The 22,136-nt window shown below is 68.9% G+C and carries 21 protein-coding genes; 2 read left to right on the forward strand and 19 right to left on the reverse strand.

The window, feature by feature from the left end; genetic code table 11:
• Positions 1–26: 26 nt before the first annotated feature.
• The 14 genes from secA to ACLM5J_RS11590 all read right to left on the reverse strand — a co-directional run bounded on the left by secA (position 27) and on the right by ACLM5J_RS11590 (position 16,247).
• On the reverse strand, positions 27–2,822 hold the full coding sequence (gene secA / locus ACLM5J_RS11525) for a preprotein translocase subunit SecA (RefSeq protein WP_413656554.1): 2,796 nt from the start codon (positions 2,820–2,822) through the stop codon (positions 27–29).
• A gap of 108 nt (positions 2,823–2,930) precedes the next feature.
• The gene (locus ACLM5J_RS11530) at positions 2,931–4,139 is read right to left on the reverse strand and encodes a winged helix-turn-helix domain-containing protein (protein WP_413656555.1); all 1,209 of its coding nucleotides are present in this window, start codon (positions 4,137–4,139) and stop codon (positions 2,931–2,933) included.
• Between the two features lie 22 nt (positions 4,140–4,161).
• Positions 4,162–4,866, reverse strand: a complete 705-nt coding sequence (locus tag ACLM5J_RS11535) for a response regulator (RefSeq protein ID WP_413656556.1) — start codon at positions 4,864–4,866, stop codon at positions 4,162–4,164.
• A gap of 40 nt (positions 4,867–4,906) precedes the next feature.
• A complete protein-coding gene (gene hpf, locus ACLM5J_RS11540) occupies positions 4,907–5,518 on the reverse strand; it encodes a ribosome hibernation-promoting factor, HPF/YfiA family (RefSeq protein WP_413656557.1) in 612 nt (203 codons plus the stop codon).
• A gap of 415 nt (positions 5,519–5,933) precedes the next feature.
• Positions 5,934–6,611 (reverse strand): ComF family protein, encoded by a 678-nt coding sequence (locus ACLM5J_RS11545; RefSeq protein ID WP_413656558.1) that lies wholly within the window; start codon positions 6,609–6,611, stop codon positions 5,934–5,936.
• 68 nt (positions 6,612–6,679) lie between these two features.
• The gene (locus ACLM5J_RS11550) at positions 6,680–8,413 is read right to left on the reverse strand and encodes an LpqB family beta-propeller domain-containing protein (protein WP_413656559.1); all 1,734 of its coding nucleotides are present in this window, start codon (positions 8,411–8,413) and stop codon (positions 6,680–6,682) included.
• The gene (gene mtrB / locus ACLM5J_RS11555) at positions 8,413–10,005 is read right to left on the reverse strand and encodes an MtrAB system histidine kinase MtrB (protein WP_413656560.1); all 1,593 of its coding nucleotides are present in this window, start codon (positions 10,003–10,005) and stop codon (positions 8,413–8,415) included. The genes ACLM5J_RS11550 and mtrB overlap by 1 nt, the downstream gene beginning before the upstream one ends.
• Before the next feature lie 7 nt (positions 10,006–10,012).
• On the reverse strand, positions 10,013–10,708 hold the full coding sequence (gene mtrA / locus ACLM5J_RS11560; protein WP_413656561.1) for an MtrAB system response regulator MtrA: 696 nt from the start codon (positions 10,706–10,708) through the stop codon (positions 10,013–10,015).
• A gap of 12 nt (positions 10,709–10,720) precedes the next feature.
• A complete protein-coding gene (gene ahcY / locus ACLM5J_RS11565; RefSeq protein WP_413656562.1) occupies positions 10,721–12,163 on the reverse strand; it encodes an adenosylhomocysteinase in 1,443 nt (480 codons plus the stop codon).
• Positions 12,164–12,293: 130 nt separating this feature from the next.
• The gene (locus ACLM5J_RS11570) at positions 12,294–13,235 is read right to left on the reverse strand and encodes a DUF808 domain-containing protein (RefSeq protein WP_413656563.1); all 942 of its coding nucleotides are present in this window, start codon (positions 13,233–13,235) and stop codon (positions 12,294–12,296) included.
• Between the two features lie 72 nt (positions 13,236–13,307).
• Positions 13,308–14,330, reverse strand: coding sequence for an SIS domain-containing protein (locus tag ACLM5J_RS11575; protein WP_413656564.1), 1,023 nt, complete (start codon positions 14,328–14,330; stop codon positions 13,308–13,310).
• Positions 14,330–14,494 carry a Trm112 family protein gene (locus tag ACLM5J_RS11580; protein WP_413656565.1) on the reverse strand — a complete coding sequence of 55 codons (165 nt, stop codon included), beginning with the start codon at positions 14,492–14,494 and terminating at the stop codon, positions 14,330–14,332. Before ACLM5J_RS11580 ends, ACLM5J_RS11575 begins: the two co-directional genes overlap by 1 nt.
• Complete coding sequence (locus tag ACLM5J_RS11585; RefSeq protein ID WP_413656566.1) at positions 14,491–15,864, reverse strand: phosphomannomutase/phosphoglucomutase; 1,374 nt, start codon at positions 15,862–15,864, stop codon at positions 14,491–14,493. Before ACLM5J_RS11585 ends, ACLM5J_RS11580 begins: the two co-directional genes overlap by 4 nt.
• 26 nt (positions 15,865–15,890) lie before the next feature.
• Entirely contained in the window at positions 15,891–16,247 is a 357-nt protein-coding gene (locus tag ACLM5J_RS11590) for a DUF3499 domain-containing protein (protein ID WP_413656567.1), read from the reverse strand.
• Between the two features lie 85 nt (positions 16,248–16,332).
• Here ACLM5J_RS11590 and ACLM5J_RS11595 point away from each other — a divergent pair, with 85 nt between their 5' ends.
• On the forward strand, positions 16,333–16,728 hold the full coding sequence (locus ACLM5J_RS11595) for a metallopeptidase family protein (RefSeq protein WP_413656568.1): 396 nt from the start codon (positions 16,333–16,335) through the stop codon (positions 16,726–16,728).
• Positions 16,729–16,766: 38 nt separating this feature from the next.
• Here ACLM5J_RS11595 and ACLM5J_RS11600 read toward each other — a convergent pair whose 3' ends face one another.
• Genes ACLM5J_RS11600 through sigE form a run of 3 tightly spaced genes read right to left on the reverse strand, consistent with a single transcriptional unit; the run spans position 16,767 to position 19,446 of the window.
• A complete protein-coding gene (locus ACLM5J_RS11600) occupies positions 16,767–18,251 on the reverse strand; it encodes a trypsin-like peptidase domain-containing protein (RefSeq protein ID WP_413656569.1) in 1,485 nt (494 codons plus the stop codon).
• 14 nt (positions 18,252–18,265) lie between these two features.
• Complete coding sequence (locus ACLM5J_RS11605) at positions 18,266–18,823, reverse strand: hypothetical protein (protein WP_413656570.1); 558 nt, start codon at positions 18,821–18,823, stop codon at positions 18,266–18,268.
• Entirely contained in the window at positions 18,820–19,446 is a 627-nt protein-coding gene (gene sigE / locus ACLM5J_RS11610) for an RNA polymerase sigma factor SigE (protein WP_413656571.1), read from the reverse strand. The genes ACLM5J_RS11605 and sigE overlap by 4 nt, the downstream gene beginning before the upstream one ends.
• A gap of 171 nt (positions 19,447–19,617) precedes the next feature.
• On the opposite strand from sigE, the gene ACLM5J_RS11615 reads away from it, so the two are divergent.
• Entirely contained in the window at positions 19,618–20,259 is a 642-nt protein-coding gene (locus ACLM5J_RS11615) for an O-methyltransferase (protein WP_413656596.1), read from the forward strand.
• An 11-nt stretch (positions 20,260–20,270) separates the two neighbouring features.
• Here ACLM5J_RS11615 and ACLM5J_RS11620 read toward each other — a convergent pair whose 3' ends face one another.
• Complete coding sequence (locus ACLM5J_RS11620; protein ID WP_413656572.1) at positions 20,271–20,615, reverse strand: hypothetical protein; 345 nt, start codon at positions 20,613–20,615, stop codon at positions 20,271–20,273.
• On the reverse strand, positions 20,612–22,135 hold the full coding sequence (locus ACLM5J_RS11625; RefSeq protein ID WP_413656573.1) for a leucyl aminopeptidase: 1,524 nt from the start codon (positions 22,133–22,135) through the stop codon (positions 20,612–20,614). Before ACLM5J_RS11625 ends, ACLM5J_RS11620 begins: the two co-directional genes overlap by 4 nt.
• Position 22,136 lies beyond the last annotated feature (1 nt).

Here is a 22,136-nt window from a genome sequence, read left to right on the forward strand (position 1 = left end):
TCGGACGCCGTCAGCTCAGTGAGCGATCAGCCGTTGACGCGCGTGGTCAGTCCGGTCGGACCGTTCGGGGCGCCGTGGCACTTCTTGTACTTCTTGCCAGAGCCGCAGGGGCAGTCCTCGTTGCGGCCGATACCGGCGAACGGGTCGTCGGCGTTGGTGACGGTGGCGTTGCCCACCGCCTCCGGCTCGCCGTCCTCGTCCGGACCGGAGTAGGTCAGCCGCTCCGGCTCCTTGGCACCTTCGAGGCCCTTGGCGTGGATGTGCGACTGGCCGGCCGGCTCGGCGACTTCGCCGTCGCCCTCAAGCACCAGCTCGTCGTCGTCCTCCTCCACGATCTCGACCTCGAGGTTGAACAGGAAGCCGACGGCCTCCTCCTTGATGCCGTCCATCATGGCGCCGAACATGTCGAAGCCCTCGCGCTGGTACTCGACCAGCGGGTCGCGCTGGCTGTAGGCACGCAGGTAGATGCCCTCGCGCAGGTAGTCCATCTCGTAGAGGTGGTCACGCCACTTGCGGTCCAGCACCGAGAGCACCACGCGCCGCTCCAGGTCGCGGGTGTTCTCCTCGCCGAGCTCCGCCTCACGAGCCGCGTACGCAGCCTGGGCGTCCTTCTTCAACGCCTCAGCGAGCTCGGAGCGGCCCAGTGCGGCCAGGCCGCCGGCGCCGTCCGCGATCTCCTGGTGCTTGAGGGTGATCGGGTAGAGCTGCTTGAGCGCCGTCCACAGCGTCTCCAGGTCCCACTCCTCCGCGAAGCCCTCGGTGGCACCGGTGACATAGCCATCGATGACGTCGTCGATGAAGGTCCGGATCTGCTCACCCAGGTCAGCGCCCTCGAGGACGCGGCGACGCTCTTCGTAGATCACCTTGCGCTGGCGGTCCATCACGTCGTCGTACTTCAGCACGTTCTTGCGCGACTCGAAGTTCTGCGACTCGATCTGACCCTGGGCGTTGGCGATCGCGCCGGTGACCCGCTTGTTCTCGATCGGGACGTCGTCCGGCACCTTGAGCACGGTGAGCACGCGGTCGACCCAGTCCGACTTGAACAGACGCATCAGTTCGTCCTGCAGGGACAGGTAGAACCGGGACTCACCCGGGTCACCCTGACGCCCGGAACGACCACGCAGCTGGTTGTCGATCCGGCGCGACTCGTGGCGCTCGGTACCGACGACGTAGAGCCCGCCGAGCTCCTTGACCTCGTCGTGCTCGGCGGAGACCTGCGCCTTGTAGCGGTCCACCGCGGCCGGCCAGGCAGCCTCATACTCGTCGCTGGTCTCGACCGGGTCCAGACCCTTCTTGCGAAGCTCCTCGTCGGCGAGGAACTCCACCGAGCCACCGAGCATGATGTCGGTACCACGACCGGCCATGTTGGTGGCGACGGTAACGGCTCCCTTGTGACCGGCGAGTGCGACGACCTTCGCCTCGGAGTCGTGCTGCTTGGCGTTCAGCACGGTGTGCGGGACGCCCTTCTTCTTCAGCAGACCGGAGAGCAGCTCGGACTTCTCGACCGAGACGGTACCGATCAGCACCGGCTGACCGGCCTTGTTCCGCTCCGCGATGTCGGCGACGACGGCGTCGTACTTGGCGTCCTCGGTCCGGTAGACCAGGTCGGGCTGGTCCTGACGAAGCGCCGGCTTGTTGGTCGGGATCGGCACCACGCCGAGGTCGTAGATCTTGTCGAACTCGGAGGCCTCGGTCATCGCGGTACCGGTCATACCCGAGAGCTTCTTGTACATCCGGAAGTAGTTCTGCAGGGTGATGGAGGCGAGGGTCTGGTACTCCTCGCGGACCGTCACACCCTCCTTGGCCTCGATCGCCTGGTGCAGGCCGTCGTTGTAGCGACGTCCGTCCAGGATGCGGCCGGTGTGCTCGTCGACGATCTTCACCTCGCCGCCCATCACCACGTACTCCTTGTCGCGGTGGAAGAGCTCCTTGGCCTTGATCGAGTTGTTCATGAACGAGATCAGCGGCGTGTTGACCGAGTCGTAGAGGTTGTCGATACCGAGGTAGTTCTCCACCTTCGAGATCGCGCCCTCCAGCGCGGAGACGGTGCGCTTCTTCTCGTCGACCTCGTAGTCCTTCTCGGGCTCCATGGTCGCGGCGATCTTGGCGAACTCCGCGTACCAGCGGACCTCGTCCTGGGTCGGGCCGGAGATGATCAGCGGCGTCCGGGCCTCGTCGATCAGGATCGAGTCGACCTCATCGACGATGGCGAAGCCGTGACCGCGCTGCACGCAGCGGTCGATGCTGGCGGCCATGTTGTCGCGCAGGTAGTCGAAGCCGAGCTCGTTGTTGGTGGCGTAGGTGATGTCGCAGTTGTAGGCGACCCGACGCTCGTCCGGAGTCATGTTCGGCAGGATCACACCGGTGCTCAGCCCCAGGAAGTGATGGATGCGGCCCATCATCTCGGACTGGAACTTGGCCAGGTAGTCGTTGACGGTGACCACGTGGACGCCCTGGCCGGCGAGCGCGTTGAGGTAGGACGGCAAGGTTGCGACCAGGGTCTTACCCTCACCGGTCTTCATCTCGGCGATGTTGCCCTTGTGCAGCGCGGCGCCACCCATGATCTGGACGTCGTAGTGACGCTGGCCGATCACGCGCTTCGCGGCCTCACGCACGGTGGCGAACGCCTCCGGCATGATGTCGTCGAGGGTCTCACCGTCAGCCAGGCGCTGCTTGAACTCCTCGGTCTGCCCGCGAAGCTCCTCGTCGGTCATCGCGACGAAGTCGTCCTCGATGGCGTTGACCGCCTTGGCGATGGCCTCGAGCTCTTTGAGGATCTTGCCCTCTCCGATGCGGAGAATTCTGTCGAGGATGGAAGGCACGAGCTCGCTCCCTGTTCGCGTGGCGGATGGCTGGGATGTCCAGAACCTCGGCAATGCTACCCGCGCTGTGGGCAGCGTCCCACCTGTACCGGACACCCAAGGCCGACGCTACAGCTCGGCAGCAACCGCCGGGGCCAGATCCCCGTGCTGGCGGACCTCCACATCGTCGAGCCCCAGCCACCCGGCGAGCCGCCGCAACTCGCCGGCCAGCGCCGCCGCCGTCGAAGACGGCGCCCCCGGCTCTGCGAAGGCTCCGAGCACCATCAGCCGGGAACCCGCCCGATCCGCCTTGAGGTCGACGCGGGCCACCAACTGCTCGCCGAGCAGGAAGGGAAGCACGTAGTAACCGTGGATCCGCTTCGCGGCCGGGACGTAGATCTCGATCCGGTAGAAGAAGTCGAAGAGCGCCTCGGTCCGAGCCCGCTCCCAGACGATCGGGTCGAACGGCGAGAGCAGGGTGGCCGCCTCGACCCGACGCGGGATCCGGGCGTCACGGTGCAGGTAGGCAGGGCGGTTCCAGCCTTCGACGTCGACCGGCGTCAGCTCGCCCTCGTCGACCAGCTCGGCGACGGCGGCCCGGGTCTGTGCCACTCCCATCCGGTAGTAGTCGCGCAGACACTGCTCGGAGGCGACGCCGTGACTGCGGGCGGCGCGCCGGACCAGCTCCCGATGCGCGTCGGCCGGCTCCGGCGTCGGCGCGTTGAGATGCTCGCTCGGCACCACCCGCTCCGGGACGTCGTAGAGCCGTTCGAACTGTCCGTTACGCGCCGCGACGGTGATCTCACCGGCATAGAAGAGGTACTCGAGCGCCTGCTTGACCTCCGACCAGTTCCAGCCCCAGTGCTCCTTGGCCCGCTCCGCGCCGCCGGTGAGGTCGGCGTCGATCTGACGCGCCGACCGCGGCCCATGCCGGCGGACGTCGGCCAACACGTCGCGGACCAGCGCCGGATTCTCCTCGGCGATCGAACGCGGTCCGCCCCAGGCATCGATCGAGGCTCGCGCCATCCGGTGTTGCATCAACGGCCACAGGTCGACCGACATGAAGGTCGCCACGTGTGCCCAGTACTCCAGCACCCGCCGCGGCCGTTCTTCGGCGGCCCGGCGTAGCAGGTCGACGTCGTAGGGCCCCATCCGCGCGTAGAGCGGCATGTAGTGCGCGCGTTGCAGGACGTTTACCGAGTCGATCTGGAGGACGCCGGTCCGGGCCAGGGTGCGGTCGAAGGTCCGCATCGTCGGGCGGGCATGGACGGGGTCGAGGAAACCCTGAGCCGCCAAGGCGATCCGACGTGCCTGGGCGAGGCTCAGCGACTGCGTCATGCGCCTATCGTCGCGGGACGACTCACGGGATGTCGAGCAGCTTCTCGCGGACCGCGTACATCACGGCTTCCATCCGCGAGTGCAGCTGCAGCTTCTCCAAGATGTTGCGGACGTGGTTCTTCACGGTGTTCTCGCTGATGAACAGCTCGCGGGCGATCTCCCGGTTGTTCATCCCGCGCGCCACCAGGCGCAGCACCTGGAGCTCCCGCTCGGTCAGCCGCAGGCCGGGGACCTGGTCCCGCTCCGGCTTCGTCATCTGCTTGAACTCGTCGATCAGCTTGACCGCCATCGACGGGCTGATCAGGGACTGGCCGTCGGCCACCACCCGGACCGCCTGGGCGACCTCGTCGATCGAGGAGTCCTTGAGCAGGTAGCCGGAGGCTCCGCCCTTGACCGCCTCGTAGAGGTCGGCCTCTTCATCGGAGACGGTGAGCATGATGATCTTCGAGGCGGGGACCGCCTCCTTGATCGCCACGCAGGCTTCGATGCCGGACCGCTTGGGCATCCGCACGTCCAACAGGACGACGTCGGGTGCCGTCACCACGGCCAGGTCGGTGCCCTCGATACCGTCGCCCGCTTCGCCGACCACCTCAATGCCAGGTTCAACGCCCAGCAGCATGGTCAGGCCCCGTCGGAAGAGCTCCTGGTCATCAACGACCAGGACCCTCACCGCTTCGGCGGCCGCATCGATCTCGCTCACCGGGCCATCATGGCACGAACGGGCCATCTCTGTCCTACTCCAGAGCGGCCCGTCCGTGCCATGGACTTCAGGACATCAGGTCCAAAGAGATCACCCCGTAGTCATAGCCCTTACGGCGGTAGACCACGCTGGGGCGTTCGCTCTCCTTGTCCACATAGAGGTAGAAGTCGTGTCCGACGAGTTCCATCTCGTAGAGCGCCTGATCCAGATTCATCGGGATCGCCGGGTGCGACTTCTCCCGCACGACCAGCGGACCGTCACCACTGACCGTGATCGGCCCGACCTGGCGCTCCAGGGTCTCCTCCTCCTCGTCGGCCTCCGGCGCGGTGACGTTCGCCAGCGCCTGTCCCACCGAGACCGGCGTATGCCGACCGCGGTGTACCCGACGGCGATCCGCTGCCTTACGCAGCTGGGAGGCCATCTTGTCCATCGCCAGGTCGAGCGCGCCCATCTTGTCCTCGGCTGCGGCCTCGGCCCGGATCACCGGCCCCTTGGAGAAGGCCGTCAACTCCACGCGGACCGCTCGGTCCGCCTGGCGCGGGTTGCGCTCGTTACTGACTTCGACCTGGACCCGAATGATCCGTTGATCGTGCTTCTCCAGTCGAGAGAGCTTCTCTTCAACGTGACTGCGGAACCGTTCGGTTACCTCGCACTGCCGTGCGCTCACCACAACGTCCATGTAGACCTCCCGTGCAATTGGTTGGTGTCACCATGTCGCCGACGCACCGCAACGCGGGCGCCGGACGTAGAGAAGGAGTCCGTCCGGCCGACCTGGTCTTCGACCCCACACACGCCTGCTGAGACTCTCGCAGCTTCTTGCCACTACCCATCTTCTCCCGCAGACCGGGCATATCTGATGCCAGGAACGGGGCAGGACTTACTTCTAAGCCGCACCGTGATCGTCCTCGGAAGGACTTACGTGGACCGCTTTGCCTGCGACTGGCATCGGCTAGTCGTACGGACTCGATCAACTCCCGCGCCACACTGCGCAATGCCTTGTGTGCGGGCGTCGAACAGACTCCAACGACGCAACCACGGACCCGAACGGACTCCATGACCAGACGCTAGTCGGTTACTCAACGCTTTACCAGCGTTCACCCGGACAACGGGTCTGGTGTCGCTCTCACCGCGTGCGCGAGCACCGCCGTTCCCAGCACTCCGATGCCTACCGCACGTACCGCGCGGACCGCCTCGGTCGCCGTCGCACCCGTGGTCATCACGTCGTCGCAGAGCACCACCCAGGGCGCAGAGCCCTGTAGTTGAGCCAGTTTCGCGGGCCGAACGCTCATCGCACCGCTCAGGTTCGCTGCCCGTTCGGCACGGTCCAGGCCGGCCTGATCACGGACCCCGCGCACCCGCAGCAGACTGATCGCCTCGGCCTGCCACCCGCCTGCTCGCAGCACCCGCGCGGCCCGCCGGACCACGGTCCCGGTCGGGTCGTAGCCCCGGGCCACCACCGCCGTGACCCGGGACGGGACCGGGACCAGGACCAGCCGCTCCGGACGCCGTCCGGCCAGAAGTCCGAGCACCGCCTCAGCCAACAGTTCGCCCAGGACCACCCGCAGCCCGAACTGGTGGCGCTCCTTGTGGCCGAGCACCAACTGGCGCAGCAGCCCCTCGTAGATACCCGCGCTCCAGAGCTCCGCAGCGGCTCCGACGGGGCCGCAATGGCCACGCAGTCGGTCGGCACAGCCGGAGCACGGCAGCAGCCCGGGAGCCTGGCATCCGGGGCAGGCGGCACCCGCGAAGAGGTCGGCAAGGACGGCACGCATCCACCCAGTCCAGCAACTCACCCGGCGTCGCCACAAGGCAGCGTCACCGCGCTGTGGAGGGCCGCCGATCAGCCCACGTAGGTCAGCGCGCGTAGCTCCGGAGCGGGGACGAACCCGTCCTCGCGCGAGGCCACCAGGTGGGCCTGTCCCTGGGCGCCGACCGCCCAGGCCGGTGAGCCCGAGAGCGGGCTGGAGACCAACGCCGTCACCCGGTCGCGGACCAACTCCGAGGAGACGTCGCCACTCGACAACCCCGCGGAACCGTCCACCGAGCGCCGGGTCACCTGGGTCAGGTCGCCGGCGATCGCCCGGGCGACCAGCACCTCCGTCGGCGTCCGCCAGGCCAGTGCCCGCAGATCGAGCTTCTCCCCCGGCTCCGACCAGACCACTCGCGGGTTCACCCCGCGCACCTGCGATCCGCGTCGTGCCAGACGGCTGACCACCACCCGATCGCTACCGCGGCCGGCCACGATCGCGACCAGCCGCGAACCATCCCGGCTGACCACGAAGTCGACCACCTGTTCACCGGTGACGCCCGGAACCTGCACCTCGCGGACCTTGCCACCGACCACCACCCGCACCACTGCGCCGCTCGGCGCCGCATCCAGCAACCAGAGCGCGCCGACGTGATCCCAAGCCGGCTTGAGCAGGTTGCTGGCCCGGCTGAGCACGACCTGCGGCTCGCCGTCGCCCTCGGCCGGGGCGAGCAGCGCGGTCCGACCGTCGTCGGCGATCCCGGCGACCAGCTCCGCGTTGAGGTCCAGACCCATGGATCGCAGGCCGTAGCTCCGCCGCCCGAAGGGACCGTCCAACGGCTGCTCCCCCGAGGCGTTCAGCGAGATCATCCGCCCCTTCAACAGGGCGAACGGGGCCAACCAGCTGTCGCGGACCGCCGGGTCGAACGGTTCGCCGATCGAGGTGTCGACGTCGGAACGGGTGCCGCTGCCGGTGATCGGATTCCCGTTGAGGGTGACCCGGAACCGCTCGATCGACGGGTCCTGGCGCAACGTCCAGGCGATCTGCGCCGTCATCAACTCCAGCGTGTCGTTGTCGAAGTTGGGGACGTCCCCGGTCAACGCCACCTCGGCCAGGCCGTCCTGCGGCACCGGGATCGAAAACTCCACCTGCAACTCGCGCGGGATGAAGCTCTGACTGACGTCGGAGCGCGGCGCTACGGGACCGCGGAGCAACCCGCTGACCAAGGCGGTGGCCAACTGGTCGCCGCGGGGCACGAAGACCGGCTCCGGCACCAGGATCGTGCCGGTCGGGTCGAAGAAGAAGAGGGACGCCTGGGTGTAGCGGTCGGCGAACCAGGAGTCGGTCACGATCATCGCGTTGGGCAGCGTGTTGATCCGCCACTCGCCGTCCTCGAGCACCATCGAGAAGTCCAGCCGGGACTGCTCCTCGTTCAGCTTGCCCTGCCAGGCACCACGGGAGTCGAGGCGGTGCGCGCCGAGGAGGTTGACCTCGACCGTGCTCCCGCCCAACGGCGTGGTGAGGTCGGCGTAGGTGATCATCGCGTCGTTCGGGCGCCAGCCCTCGCGGGCCGGGGCGCTCAGGAACTGGCGCGCCACCGCCGTCGAGATCGGGTTGGCCGTCATCGCGTCGAGGAAGTGTCGGACGATCTCGGCCGGCGTCTCCCCCGGCTGCGGCGGCCGCGGGTTGTAGGGGAAGCCCGCCTCGGGGGTGGCCTGGGTGTTCTGCTCGGTCACCCGGACGCCGCCCTCGGTCGGCAACGAGACACAGGCCGTGCAGACCAGCGCGGCGAGGAGCATCAGCGGAGCGAACGTACGTCGTCTCATCACGCCTCCACGTCGTCGGGCACGAGCGGGATCGGGCTGTGCCGCAGAGGCTGGCCGGCCCGACGCGGCAAGGTCAGCCGGAACTGAGCGCCCTGCCCCGGTTGGCCCCAGGCCTGGAGCCAACCTCCGTGTAGATGAGTGTCCTCCAACGAGATCGCCAAACCCAGCCCGGTACCGCCACTGGTCCGGGCCCGGGCCGGATCGGCCCGCCAGAACCGGTTGAAGACCAGCGCCGCCTCACCGGGCGCCAGTCCTACCCCGTGGTCGCGGACCGCGATCGCCGCGGCGTGATCGTCACCGTTGACGATCACCACGATCGGTCCGGAGTCGGCGTGGTCGATCGCGTTCGAGACCAGATTGCGGACGATCCGCTCCACCCGGCGGGTGTCCGCCTCGGCGAGCACCGGCTCTCGCAGCGCCTGCACCGTGACCGTCATCCCGCGCTGCTCGGCCAGCCCCCGGGTGATGTCGACGACCCGGTGGGCGACGTCGATGAGGTTGATGTCGTCGAGCTCGAGGGCGGCAGCGCCCGCGTCGAAACGGCTGATCTCCAGCAGGTCGCTCAGCAGACCCTCGAAGCGGTCCAGCTCGGTCTGCAGCAGCTCGGCCGCGCGTGCGGTGACCGGGTCGAACTCGTCGCGCGCGTCGTGCAGCACATCGCCGGCCATCCGGACCGTGGTCAACGGGGTGCGGAGTTCATGGGAGACGTCGGAGGTGAACCGGCGCTGGACCCGGGACAGCTCCTCGAGCTGGCGGATCTGGCGCTGCAGGCTGGAGGCCATCTGGTTGAACGAGGTCGCCAACCTGGCGATGTCGTCATGGCCGCGGACCCACATCCGCTCCTCCAGGTGACCGGCCGCCAGCCGCTCCGCGGTCCGTCGGGCCATCCGGATCGGCGTGACCACCTGCCGGGTGACCAGCCAGGTCAGCCCTGCCACCAGGACCAGCAGCAGGCCGCCCGCGGTGAGCAGCGCCCGCGAGACCAGGGCGAGGGTGTCCTCCTCCTGCTGCATCGGGAAGAGGTAGTAGAGCGTGTAGAACTTGCCGTCGGCCGGCAGCTGGATCGCGGACGCCACCGCGACCCCCGCGATGTCCGGAGTGTCCGCGCCGTCGATGTAGCGGATCGTGGTGAAGGTCCAGGCCGGATCCAGCGACTCGTTGAAGTGGGCGCTCAGCGAATCCGGGACGCTGCTCAGGTCCAGGTCGGTGGAGTACCGGGCACCGGCCGTGGCGACGTCGATCGGCTCGTCGCCGACCGGACCGGCCAGCACCACCGAGAAGCCTCGTACCTCGGCGCGTTGCAGGATCGGGTCGGCGAGCTGACGGAGCTGGGTCGAGGCGTCGTCGTCCGTGCCGGGGAGCGCAGCGAGCCGGATCTGCGCCTGCGCGGTCTCGTCGGTGGCCTCGGCGACCGCCCGCTCGACCCGGGCGTCGACCAGACCGTCCCGGGTCTGTTGCAGCAGGAACCAGCCCACCACGCTGACCACGATCGCGGAGAGCAGCACGGTGCTGGCCACCACCCGCGCCTGGACCGAGCGCCGCCAGAAGGTCAGGCCACGGCGCAGGCTTGAGGAGACGCTCCGCCTCGGCACCCGGGACCTAACTCGAGGTTCCGGCCTTGTAGCCGACACCGCGAACGGTGACGACCACCTCGGGGTTCTCCGGGTCGTGCTCGATCTTGGAACGGAGTCGCTGGACGTGCACGTTCACCAGCCGGGTGTCGGCCGCGTGCCGGTAGCCCCAGACCTGCTCCAGCAGCACCTCGCGGGTGAAGACCTGCCAGGGCTTGCGCGCCAGGCAGACCAACAGGTCGAACTCCAGGGGCGTCAGGTTGATCACCTTGTCGGCCCGGGTGACGGCGTGGCCCGCCACGTCGATCACCAGGTCGGCGATGGTCAGGTTCTCCTGGACCGGCTGGTCCAGACGACGGACCCGAGCCCGGATCCGGGCGATCAGCTCTTTGGGCTTGAACGGCTTGACGACGTAGTCGTCGGCACCGGACTCCAGGCCGACCACCACGTCGATGGTGTCGCCCTTGGCGGTGAGCATCACGATCGGCACGCCGGACTCGGCGCGGATCTCTTTGCAGACGTCGATGCCGTCCTTGCCGGGCAGCATCAGGTCGAGCAGGACCAGGTCCGGTTTGTAGTCGCGGAACTCGGCGACCGCCCGGTCACCCCGTGTGCAGACCCGGCTGTCGAAGCCTTCCTGGCGCAACACGATGGTGAGCATCTCGGCAAGGGACGCATCGTCGTCAACGACGAGGATGCGCCCCTTGCTGTCGATTGAATTCATCCGGCCTCTACCTCAGTACCGGTAGTGCTCCGACTTGAACGGGCCCTCGACCGGGACACCCAGGTAGTCGGCCTGGTCCTGGTTCAGCACGGTCAGCTCGACGCCGATCGCGTCGAGGTGGAGGCGGGCGACCTCCTCGTCGAGGTGCTTGGGCAGCACGTAGACGCCGATCGGGTACTCGGCGAGCTTGGTGAAGAGCTCGATCTGGGCCAGCACCTGGTTGGTGAAGGAGTTCGACATCACGAACGACGGGTGGCCGGTCGCGTTGCCGAGGTTGAGCAGACGCCCCTCGGAGAGCACGATGACCTTCTTGCCGTCGGCGAAGATCCACTGGTGGACCTGCGGCTTGATCTCGTCCTTGACGATCCCCGGGATCTTGGCCAGACCGGCCATGTCGATCTCGTTGTCGAAGTGGCCGATGTTGCCGACGATGGCCTGGTTCTTCATCTTCTCGAAGTGCTCGACCCGGATGATGTCGAAGTTACCGGTGGTGGTGATGAAGATGTCGGCGAACTCGACGACCGACTCGAGGCGCTTGACCTCGTAGCCGTCCATCGCGGCCTGCAGTGCGCAGATCGGGTCGATCTCGGTGATGATCACGCGAGCGCCCTGGCCGCGCAGCGACTCGGCGGAGCCCTTGCCGACGTCGCCGTAGCCACAGACGACGGCGGTCTTGCCGGCGATCATCACGTCGGTACCGCGGTTGATGCCGTCGATCAGCGAGTGGCGGCAGCCGTACTTGTTGTCGAACTTCGACTTGGTGACCGAGTCGTTGACGTTGATCGCCGGGAAGAGGAGCGAGCCCTCCTTGTAGCGGTCGTAGAGGCGCAGCACACCGGTGGTGGTCTCCTCGGTGACGCCCATGATCCCGTTGGCGATGTTGGTCCAGCGCTGCGGGTCGTTCTCCAGCGAACGGGCCAGGACGCGCAGCACCTCCTTGAACTCCTCGTTGTCGGTGGAGTCCTGACCGGGAACCGCGCCGGCCTTCTCGAACTCGACACCCTTGTGCACGAGCAGCGTGATGTCGCCGCCGTCGTCGAGCAGCATGTTCGGGCCGACCTTGTTGCCCTCGGCGTCGGTGAAGTCGAAGACCTTCTCGGCCTCGTCCCAGTACTCGGCCAGCGTCTCGCCCTTCCAGGCGAAGACGGGGGTGCCCTGGGGGTTCTCCGGGGTCCCGTTCGGGCCGACGACGACGGCAGCCGCCGCGTGGTCCTGGGTCGAGAAGATGTTGCAGGTCGCCCAGCGGACGTCCGCACCGAGCGCGGTCAGCGTCTCGATCAGGACACCGGTCTGGATCGTCATGTGCAGCGAGCCGGCGATCCGGGCTCCCTTGAGCGGCTGGTCGGCGCCGAAGCGCTCGCGCATCGCCATCAGGCCCGGCATCTCGTGCTCAGCCAGCGTCAGTTCCTTGCGGCCGAACTCCGCGAGGGTCAGGTCCTTGACCTTGTAGTCCATGATTCTCCACCTCAGACAAGATGTGCGGCCTGCGGCGCATCTGCGCTTCGACGGGATCTCCCGCGCATGACCGTGGCCCACACTACAAGCGGGCGCCGCCCGCCGGGCAATTCTGCGACCGAAGAATCGGCTACTTCTCGGCCTTCGCGGGCCACAGGCTGACCAGACCGGCCACCACCGAGCCGACCACGAATCCGACGACGGCCGAGATCGCGGTGTTCGCCAGCCAGCCGAGGACCGCACCGAAGGCGCCGTGCACCGCGTGCTCGATCTCGTGCTCGATGTCATGGACCCAGTTGTACGGAGCGTCCCACCAGCCGGCCTCATGCACGTTCACCAGCAGGATGTGGCCACCCACCCAGAGCATCGCCACCGTGCCGACCACCGACAGGGCGGTCAGCAGCTTCGGCATCCCGGCGACCAACGCCAGGCCGATCCGCTTGGCCAGCGGCGGCGTCCGCAACGACAGGCTCAGCCCGACGTCGTCCATCTTCACGATCAGGGCGACCACGCCGTAGACGGCGACGGTGATCACCACCGCGACCGCGAGCAACACGAAGAGTTGGGTCCAGACGCTCTCCGAGGCGACCGAGGCCAACGCGATCACCATGATCTCGGCGGAGAGGATCAGGTCGGTGCGGATCGCGCCGCCCACCATCTCCTTCTCGGCGTCCGGACCGAGCTCGGTGACCGGAGCCTCGTGGCCGTCGTCGTGGGCGAAGAAATGGTGCCAGACCTTGTGGGCGCCCTCGAAGGCGAGGAACGTGCCGCCGAGGATCAGGATGATCGGCAGCAGGTCGGGCAGGAAGGCGTTGAGGATCAACGCCGCGGGCAGGATGATCAGCAGCTTGTTGCGGATCGAGCCGATCGCGATCTTCTTGATCATCGGCAGCTCGCGCTCAGCAGCGATGCCGTGTACGTACTGCGGAGTGACCGCCGTGTCGTCGATGACCACGCCGGCCGACTTCACCGTCGCCTTGCCGGCCGCAGCCGCCACGTCGTCGATCGAGGCCGCAGCCATCCGGGCGAGCACCGCCACATCGTCGAGAAGTGCGAACAGTCCGCCGCTCATCGCATCACCTTCCGCTGTCCATTCACAACGCGCAGCGTAGTGGCCACCGCCCGCCAGCACCCGATCCTGGGATCAGTCGGAGACCAGGGCGAGCCGGAGGTAGGCGGCGGCGTAGCTCCCGCTCAGGTGCAGGGACGCGTAACGCGCCACCTCGCTGGCCGCGGACGTCTCGACCGTCTCGACCCGGACGCCACGGCTGCTGGCCGCCGCCAACAACCGCCCGCGCTGCTCGCGGACGACGGGATCGTCGCTGCCGTCGTCGAGCACCAGCAGCACCGGCCGCAGGTCGGTCGGCTCATCGGCGAACGGATCGTCGAAGACGTTGCGCGGCGCCGCACCCTCCAGCACCGGCAGCAGGTGTTCGGCGTCTCCGGCCAGTGCGCCGCGACCGGTGGACCGGCGGATCGACTCGGCGACCCGGCGGGCGGCACGCGCCGCCAACACCGAGCCACCCCAGAGCACCGGGTTGGCGTCGGCGAGCGCGATCGCCAGCATCTTGGCGGGGTTGACGGCGAGGTCGCGCATCGGCGAGCAGGCGATGGCCACCTCGTCGAGAGCGCGGGCCACCTCCTCGGCGTCTGCGACCGGTCCGAGCTCGGCCCGGTGCAGGAAGTCGAGCATGACGACGGCGGTGGCGAGCTGGTCGCCGTCACCGGTCGGCAGCACGCTGGTCCACCGGCCGGCCGCGTGCTCGGCCACCATCGAGTCGGGCGCGCAGGCGATCACCACCTGGCAGCCGCGCCGGACCGCCTCCGCGACCGCTGACGCGGCAGCCGGGTCGCTCCGTTCCGGAGCCAGCATGACCACCAGGTCGAGGCTGCCCGCCCACCCCGGGAGGCCGGGGTGCGGCCACGCCACGAACGGCACCGGGCACCAGGGTTCGAGCACCGCGCGCAACAGCCGGGAGTCGGGACCGGCCGCGATCACGGCCCGAGGCCGAAGGTCGCGGGTCCGGGCCAGGGCATCCTCGATCGCCTCGGCGGACTCCCCCGCCGCGCGTCGCACCCGCGCACCCGATTCGGCGAGCAGACGCAAGCCGGGGTCGGCCTGTGCCGCCTCACCGTCCAGGCGCGACTCGTCGAACCAGGTGCCCATCACTGAGGCCTACGCGCCTCGTCGACCAACAGCACCGGGATGTCGTCGCGGACCGGGTAGGCCAGGCCGCAGGAGGTGCAGACCAGTTCCTCGCCCTGGGGCTCCAGCGTGGACCGGCACTCGGGGCAGACGATGATCTCCAGCAGCTTGGAGTCGATGTTCACTTGGCGTCCTTCCGGATCTCGGCAAGCACCTCGTCGCGGATGCCGGCCATGGTCTCTTCATCGCGTCCTTCGACGTTGAGCCGCAGCAGCGGCTCGGTGTTGGACGCTCGTACGTTGAACCACCAGTCGGCGTGCGCCACGGTGAGGCCGTCGAGACGGTCCACCTCGACGCCGTCGCGGTTCGCCCAGCTCTCGACCAACGTCTCGACGACGCCGGCCTGATCGGCGACGGTGGAGTTGATCTCGCCCGAGGAGGTGAACCGGTCGTAGGGGGCCAGCAGCTCCGAGAGCGTGCCCTCGGTCTCCGAGAGGGCGGCCAGCGCATGGAGCGCGGCCAGCATCCCGGAGTCGGCCTTCCAGAAATCACGGAAGTAGAAGTGGCCGCTGTGCTCGCCACCGAAGATGGCGCCGGTCTCGGCCATCGTGGCCTTGATGTAGGAGTGGCCGACCCGGGTCCGGACCGGAGTACCGCCGAGCTCGGTGACGATCTGCGGCACGGCACGCGAGGTGATCAGGTTGTGGATGATGGTGGCGCCGGGCTCGCGGGCCAACTCGCGCGCCGCGATCAGCGCCGTCAACGTGGACGGCGTGACCAGCTCGCCGCGCTCGTCGACCAGGAAGCAGCGGTCGGCGTCGCCGTCGAAGGCGAGGCCGATGTCGGCGCCTTCGGCGAGCACCCGCTTCTGCAGGTCGACCAGGTTGGCCGGCTCGATCGGGTTCGCCTCGTGGTTGGGGAAGGTGCCGTCGAGCTCGAAGTACATCGGCACCATCTCGACGGCGCCCATCTCGGCGAAGACGGCCGGCGCGGTGAGCCCCGCCATCCCGTTGCCGGCGTCGACGACCACCTTGAGCTGGCGCGGGCCCCAACCGACGAGGCCGAGCAGGTGGTTCACGTAGCCGCCGAGCACGTCGGTCTCGCTGATCGTGCCGACGGTGCTCGCGCGGTGCACCGTGGCGACGGCGTCGCGGATCTCGGCGAGGCCGGTCTCCATCCCGATCGGCGCGGCACCGGCGCGGCACATCTTGATGCCGTTGTAGGCCGCCGGGTTGTGGCTCGCGGTGAACATCGCGCCGGCGTGCCCGAGGTGGCCGGAAGCGAAGTAGAGCTGGTCGGTCGAGGCGAGGCCGATCATCACCACGTCGGCGCCGGCCGCGGCTGCGCCCTGGGCGAAGGCTCCGGCCAGGCCGGGCGAGGACGGACGCATGTCGTAGCCGACGACGACGGTCGGCGCACCGGTGATGGCGACGAAGGCGCCGCCGATCCGTTCGGCAAGGACCTCGTCGAGCTGGTCGCCCACGGTGCCGCGAACGTCATACGCCTTGAAGATGGCGTGCAGATTGTCCGGGGAGAGGGTCACGGAATCGAGCATGAACCTGAGCCTATCGGCACTCGGGCTCAGTCCGAGGTCAGCACCCGCAGGTGACCACGCCGGGTGGTCTCGCGACCGGTCTCGTTGACCGGCGGCTGTGGCGCCGGAGCGGGGCGCGCGGCCTCGCGGACGGCGTCCGCCAGGGCCAGCAGGTCGTCGCTGGTCGGCTCGGCTGCCGACGGGTCCGGAGCCAGGCGCATCACTTCCCACCCCCGCGGCGCGCTCAGCCGTTCGCTGTGCAGTTCACACAGGTCGTAGGCGTGCGGCTCGGCGAAGGTGGCGAGCGGGCCCAGCACGGCAATCTGATCGGCGTAGACGTAGGTCAGCGTGCTGATGGCAGGGCGACCGCACGCTGTACGCGAACAACGACGGGCTGGATTCACAGCGACACGCTACCTCGTGGTTGAGGCCCGGCCGATTAGGCTCGCGGTCGTGAGTTCACCACGTAGAGATCGACGCGGTCGTGGAATGCGCGGACCGGCACTGTTGCCGGCCCGCCACGGCAACGATCTGGTGCTGCGACCGCGGCCCAGCAACCGCGAACAGTTCGACGCGATCGTGCTCGGCATCGTCACCGAGATCGACCGGCGTTGGACCAGCAGGCTCGGCCTGGTCGAGTACGCCGTCGAGGACACCCCGATCGTCCCGGCGAACTGGGACGACAACGTGCCGCTCTCCTCGCTGGTCCGCGGCACGGGTGGCCGACCGACCCGGTTGGTGCTCTTCCGACGGCCGATCGAGCAGCGCTGCGACGGGCGTGAGGAGCTGCAGGCGCTGGTCCTGACCCTGGTCGTCGAGCAGGTCGCCGACCTGCTCGGCATCGACGCGGAACAGGTCGACCCGCGCTACCGCGGTGAGCAGTAGCGCGGGTCGCGCTGTTCGTTGCTGGTGGCGCTCTGCCGTCAGCCGACCTGGGAGTCGAGAGTGACGGTGACCTCGCGCTCCTTGCCGCCGCGCTCGACGGTCAGGATGACCTTCTCGCCCGGAAGGTGCGAGCGGATCGCCACGATCAGGCTCGGGCTGTCGTTGACCGGCTGACCGGCGATCTCGACCACGACGTCGTTCTTCTTCAGGCCTGCCTTCTCCGCCGCACTGCCCGGGTTCACCTTCTCGATCCGGACACCTTCGCGGTTGTCGGCGGTGATCACCGAGGCGCCGATCACCGGGTACTGCGCCTCGCCGTCCTTGAGGATCTGGTCGGCGGTGACCCGGACCTGCTCGACCGGGATCGCGAAGCCGACGCCGATGTTGCCGGACTCGCTGCTCCCGCCACCGCCGGTGGTCGCGATCGCCGAGTTGACGCCGATCACCTGGCCCTGCAGGTTGACCAGCGGACCACCCGAGTTGCCCGGGTTGATCGCGGCGTCGGTCTGGATCGCGTTGATGTAGGAGTTCAGGTCGTCGGTCCCGCCGGTGGTGACCGGCCGGTTCAGCGCGCTGATGATGCCCGCGGTCACGGTGCTGGTCAGGCCGAGCGGCGAGCCGAAGGCGACCACGCCCTCACCGACCCGGAGCTTCGCGGACTCGCCGAGCGAGGCCGGGACCAGTTCGTCGATGGCGTCCTTGCTGTAGAGCACGGCGAGGTCGTAGACGGTGCTGCGACCGACCACGGTGGCGTCGTACCGGGTGCCGTCGTGGAGCACGATCCGGATCCGGCCGTCCTTCTTGGCGGCGTCCTCGATCACGTGGTTGTTGGTGACGACGTGGCCTTGGCGGTCGAGAACGAAGCCGGAGCCGGTGGCACCGCCCTCCTCGCCCTCGAAGTCGGCGATGATCTGCACGGTGCTCGGCAGCAGCTTGCTGGCCACCGCCTCGATCGACTTGTTGTCCTTGGTCAACGGCGGCGTGGTCTCGGTCTGCACACCGGCCAACCCGTCGCGGGAGCGACCGGGCTCGGTGTTGTCGTCCTGCCACTTGTCGTAGCCCATCGCGCCGAGGGCGCCACCGACCAGGCCGAGCAACAGCGAGAGCAGGCAGACCACCGGCCAGACCGCCTTGGAGACCTTCGCCCGCGGAGCCGGGGCTACCGGATAGCCATAACCGGCGGCACCCGGCGGAGGCGGGAACGGGCCACCACCGATCGGTGCGCCGAACGGGCTACCCGACGGCGGCGGCGTGCCGTAGGGACCGGGCGCCGGAGCGCCGAGCGGGACCTGCGGAGCTCCGGGGACCTGGCTCGGCGGGCCGGCCACGCGAGAGCCCTCGACCGGTGCCGGGAACTGGAGCGTCGGCGAGGCCTGAGGCTGTTCGGAAGCCTCCGGCGCTGCGGGGACCTCCGCCTCAGCCGGTGCCGGTTCGGCGGCGTGCTGCGGAGTGATCGGTGCGGTCAACTCGGCGTCGGACTCAGCTGAGTCACCGCCAGGGCCCGGCGTGTGTTGGTCGTTCACAGAGTCATTCTCAACTATCGACGAGGCAGCGATGCGTCAGCAGTGGGTGCCGCGCTGCGAGGTTCAGTGGGTGTGGACACAGTACGACGGGCCACCGGCTTGGCACCGCCGAAAGGTCCGGGCACCTCGCTCGGCGTGGCGTTGGGCCCGTTCACGCCGGTCGACTCCGGCGAACGGAAGACGCTGCTCGCGGGGCCGCGGCGGTCCATCGGACGATCGGCAGGAGCGATCGGGCCGGCCAACGCGATCACACCCAGCACCGCAGCGCCGACCGAACCCGCGCCGACCATCGCTGCCGTCATCGAGCTACGGCGGGCCGGAGCCGTCGCCACCGCGAACGCCGGCTCGGTGGCCGCGGAGGGCTCGGTCAACAGGCTGGCCAGATAGGAAGGGGCCTGCCGTTGGCTGCCGGAGAGCCCGGCGATCTGGGACTTGATCCAGCCCTCGTACTCGACCTGGTCACGGCACACACCACAGCCGTGGACGTGAGCCCACAGCTTGTCGGCGGCCTCGCCGTCGTACCGGCCGTCGATCAGGCCGGAGACCCGGTCCCCCAGGTGACCGCCGATCATCGACTCACCCCTTGGACGCGACCGGGCTGCTCAGGGACGGGACCCGAGTACCGCTCACGACCCTGGCTCGGCGCCCGGTGCGCGAGTGCTTCGCGCAGCATCGAGCGGCCACGGTGGATCCGGGAGCGCACCGTGCCGAGCTTGGCACCGAGGATCTCGGCGATCTCCTCGTAGCTCAGGCCCTCGATGTCGCAGAGCACGACGGCAGCGCGGAAGTCGGGCGGCAACTGGCCCAGCGCCAACTCGATGTCGTCCTCGAACCGCTGCTCGGTGTAGGCGACGTCCGGGGCCGACTGGGGGCTGCGCAGCCGGGCGGCACGCTCGTCGGAGAGCGCGTCGAAGCGGATCCGCTGACGGCGGCGGGCGCCGTCCAGGAAGAGGTTGGTGGTGATCCGGTGCAGCCAGCCGGCGAAGGTGCCGGGGCTGTAGGAGTCGAGCGAGCGGAAGACCCGGACGAAGACGTCCTGGGTCAGGTCCTCAGCGTCGGCAGGGTTCCCGGTGAGCCGGTAGGCGAGGCGGTAGACACGGTCGGAGTGCTCGGCCACGATCTGGTCCCAGCTGGGGACTTCGTGGGGGCTCAAACTGGTGGTCACCGTGCGCTCCTCGTGCTGGCGTCGTCGCATCTGACCTCTTCACCGTAGGGATCTGGGCTGAGAAGAACCTGAACGAATACCGCAGACTCCCTCAGAACTCCTCCTTGTGCCCAACGAGCCACGAGCGCGAAGTGTTCCCACGTTGGTAAGGTCACTCCCGTTGCACCACCCCGAGCCCAGGAGGCCGCCATCACCACCGCGATCACGCCAGCGAGTTGGGCTTACGCCGAGAACTTCGTTGCCGAGGACGACGTGCTCGCCGCTGCCCGCGCCCGCGCGGAAGAGGTCGGCGTCGTACCGATCAGCCCCGGCGTAGGCTCCGCGTTGCGGTTCCTCGCCTCCGTGCTGGATGCCCGCGCCGTGGTCGAGATCGGCACCGGCACCGGGATCTCGGGGCTCTGGTTGCTGCGCGGCATGCGCAGCGACGGCGTGCTGACCACCGTCGACGTCGAAGCTGAGCACCAGCGGCTCGCCAAGGAGGGGTTCGCCGAGGACGGCATCCCCGCCCAGCGCGCCCGCACCATCGCCGGCCCTGCGCTCGACGTGCTCCCCCGGCTCACCGATGGGCACTACGACCTGGTCTTCTGCGACGGCGACAAGCGCGAGTACGCCGACTACCTGGCCGAAGCGCTGCGGTTGCTGCGTCCCGGCGGCGTGGTCTGCTTCGACAACGCCTTGTGGCACGACCGGGTCGCGGACCCGGCACAGCGCGACGAGGAGACCGTCGTGATCCGCGAGCTCGGCCGCGCCATCGCCGAGAACGAGGCGTTGGTCCCGGTCCTGCTTCCGGTCGGCGACGGCCTGCTCGCCGCCAAGAAGGTCTGGCACCCCGAAGAGGGCTGAGCCCTCGGGCGTCAGCCCATCGCGTCGGGGGTGGAGGCGAAGCCCGCCGCACCCTCGGCGATCGCGACCACGTCGCAGGCCTCGATCAGGATCGGCCCGGCGCCGGTCAGCTTGGAGATCGGCGCGTCGGCCGCCCCTGCGGTGAAGGTCTCCTGGAACGCAGCGCGCTCCTCGTCGGAGGCGAAGACGTAGCTGCCTTCGAACCATTCGCCCGAGCGCATCCGCCAGGTCTTGTAGGCCAGGCCGGCCATCCCCTCGAAACGGGCGTGCGAACCGTCGGCGACATAGCCCGGCAGGGCCGCCGAGACCTCGGCGGGAACGTCAACCAGCGACCAACGGACGGTCAGGCCCTTCATCGGATTCCTTCCAGGGGGTTCTCGGTCTCCAGCCAGTGCAGCAGCGCGCGGGCGCCGAAGCCGGTGGGACCCTTGGTCCAGAGGTCGTAGTCCTCCAGGGCATCGCCCACCGAGGCGATGTCGAGGTGGGCCCACGGGACCTTCTGCGTGAAATGCTGCAGGAAGAGGGCCGCGGTGATCGCGCCCGGACCGCCTGCTGCGTTGTCGGCGTCGGCGACCTTGGAGGAGAGCTTCTCCTCGTACTCGGCGGCCAACGGCATCCGCCACAGCTTCTCGCCGCTGCGCTCGGCAGCGGCGGCGATCAGCTCGGCCAAGGGTTCGTTGTTGGCGAAGTAACCGCCCGTGCGGAGACCGAGGGCGACCTTCATCGCCCCGGTCAGGGTGGCGATGTCCAGCACCGCGTCGGGCTTGACCTCCGCGACCGCGTAGGCGAGGGCGTCGGCCAACACCAGACGGCCCTCGGCGTCGGTATTGGTGACCTCGGTCGTGCGACCACCGAAGTGGGTGATCACGTCGCCGGGTCGGTAGGCCGTGCCGTCGATAGCGTTCTCCGCGGCGGCGATCAGCCCGGTCACCCGGACCGGGCAGCCGACCTGCGCCAACGCCAGCATGGTGGCCAGCACCACGGCGCCGCCGGTCATGTCCCGCTTCATGTTGACCATCGAATCGCCGGGCTTGATCGAGAGACCCCCGGTGTCGAAGGTGATCCCCTTACCCACCAGCGCGATGTGGCCCTTGACCTTCGTGACGCCCTTGCCCGGGCGGTAGTCGATCCGGATCAATCGGGGCGGCGTCGAGGAGGCCGCGCCAACGGCGAGCAGACCGCCGAAGCCGTCGCGGGCCAGGTCGGACTCGTCCCAGACGGTGACCTCGAGCCCGGCCTGGTCGGCGAGCTCCTGGGCCTGGTCGGCGAGCCACTGTGGGTTCTTCAGGTTCGACGGAGTGGTGCACCAGAACCGTGCCCGCCAACTCGCCACCGCGATCGCCTCGGCGCGGGCCAGTTGGGCCTCGCGCTCGGCTGCGTCGACCAGAACGATCTGGCCGACCGGCTGCTGGGCGGGGCCCGTGGAACGCCAGTGGAATTCGAACGAGCCCAGCACGGCGCCGGTCACGAACGCCGCGAAGGCAGCGTCGTCGACACCGTCGGTGATCGAGGTGCTGAGCGCAGCCAACCCCTTGGCCGTGCGGGCCAGAGCGGCACCGGCACGACGGTAGTCGGTGACGCTGCCGGCACCGAGGCCGACGAGGAGGAGCAGCGGTGCCGCGCTGTGGCCGGTGGCATGACGCACCACCTGGCCGGCCTCTCCGGTGACCTGCAACAGCGCCAGTGCGCCGGAAAGATCCAGGCCGAGCTGGTCGGCCCAGGCCTGGACCGGCTCCGCGAGCCGCGGCCCGCCGTCGGCGAACACTCCTAGCGCCACCACATCCGTGGTGGCGCTAGTTCCGAGTGTCCGGCTCAGGGAGAACGCGGGAGGCGCTACCTGAGCGGGCAAGTGCGGGGCTGCGGTGGTGACGGACACC

This window comes from Nocardioides sp. Bht2 (assembly GCF_047308515.1).
Taxonomy (GTDB): Bacteria; Actinomycetota; Actinomycetes; order Propionibacteriales; family Nocardioidaceae; genus Nocardioides.

What these genes read in the sequence shown, in the direction of transcription:
- ACLM5J_RS11575 (WP_413656564.1), bottom strand. Translation starts at nt 14,330, where the DNA reads ATGGGCACCTGGTTCGACGAGTCGCGCCTGGACGGTGAGGCGGCACAG.
- ACLM5J_RS11570 (WP_413656563.1), bottom strand. Translation starts at nt 13,235, where the DNA reads ATGAGCGGCGGACTGTTCGCACTTCTCGACGATGTGGCGGTGCTCGCC.
- hpf (WP_413656557.1), bottom strand. Translation starts at nt 5,518, where the DNA reads ATGGACGTTGTGGTGAGCGCACGGCAGTGCGAGGTAACCGAACGGTTC.
- ACLM5J_RS11535 (WP_413656556.1), bottom strand. Translation starts at nt 4,866, where the DNA reads ATGGCCCGTTCGTGCCATGATGGCCCGGTGAGCGAGATCGATGCGGCC.
- ACLM5J_RS11585 (WP_413656566.1), bottom strand. Translation starts at nt 15,864, where the DNA reads ATGCTCGATTCCGTGACCCTCTCCCCGGACAATCTGCACGCCATCTTC.
- sigE (WP_413656571.1), bottom strand. Translation starts at nt 19,446, where the DNA reads ATGCGACGACGCCAGCACGAGGAGCGCACGGTGACCACCAGTTTGAGC.
- mtrA (WP_413656561.1), bottom strand. Translation starts at nt 10,708, where the DNA reads ATGAATTCAATCGACAGCAAGGGGCGCATCCTCGTCGTTGACGACGAT.
- ACLM5J_RS11620 (WP_413656572.1), bottom strand. Translation starts at nt 20,615, where the DNA reads ATGAAGGGCCTGACCGTCCGTTGGTCGCTGGTTGACGTTCCCGCCGAG.
- ACLM5J_RS11550 (WP_413656559.1), bottom strand. Translation starts at nt 8,413, where the DNA reads ATGAGACGACGTACGTTCGCTCCGCTGATGCTCCTCGCCGCGCTGGTC.
- ACLM5J_RS11545 (WP_413656558.1), bottom strand. Translation starts at nt 6,611, where the DNA reads ATGCGTGCCGTCCTTGCCGACCTCTTCGCGGGTGCCGCCTGCCCCGGA.
- ACLM5J_RS11605 (WP_413656570.1), bottom strand. Translation starts at nt 18,823, where the DNA reads ATGATCGGCGGTCACCTGGGGGACCGGGTCTCCGGCCTGATCGACGGC.
- ACLM5J_RS11595 (WP_413656568.1), top strand. Translation starts at nt 16,333, where the DNA reads ATGCGCGGACCGGCACTGTTGCCGGCCCGCCACGGCAACGATCTGGTG.
- ahcY (WP_413656562.1), bottom strand. Translation starts at nt 12,163, where the DNA reads ATGGACTACAAGGTCAAGGACCTGACCCTCGCGGAGTTCGGCCGCAAG.
- ACLM5J_RS11530 (WP_413656555.1), bottom strand. Translation starts at nt 4,139, where the DNA reads ATGACGCAGTCGCTGAGCCTCGCCCAGGCACGTCGGATCGCCTTGGCG.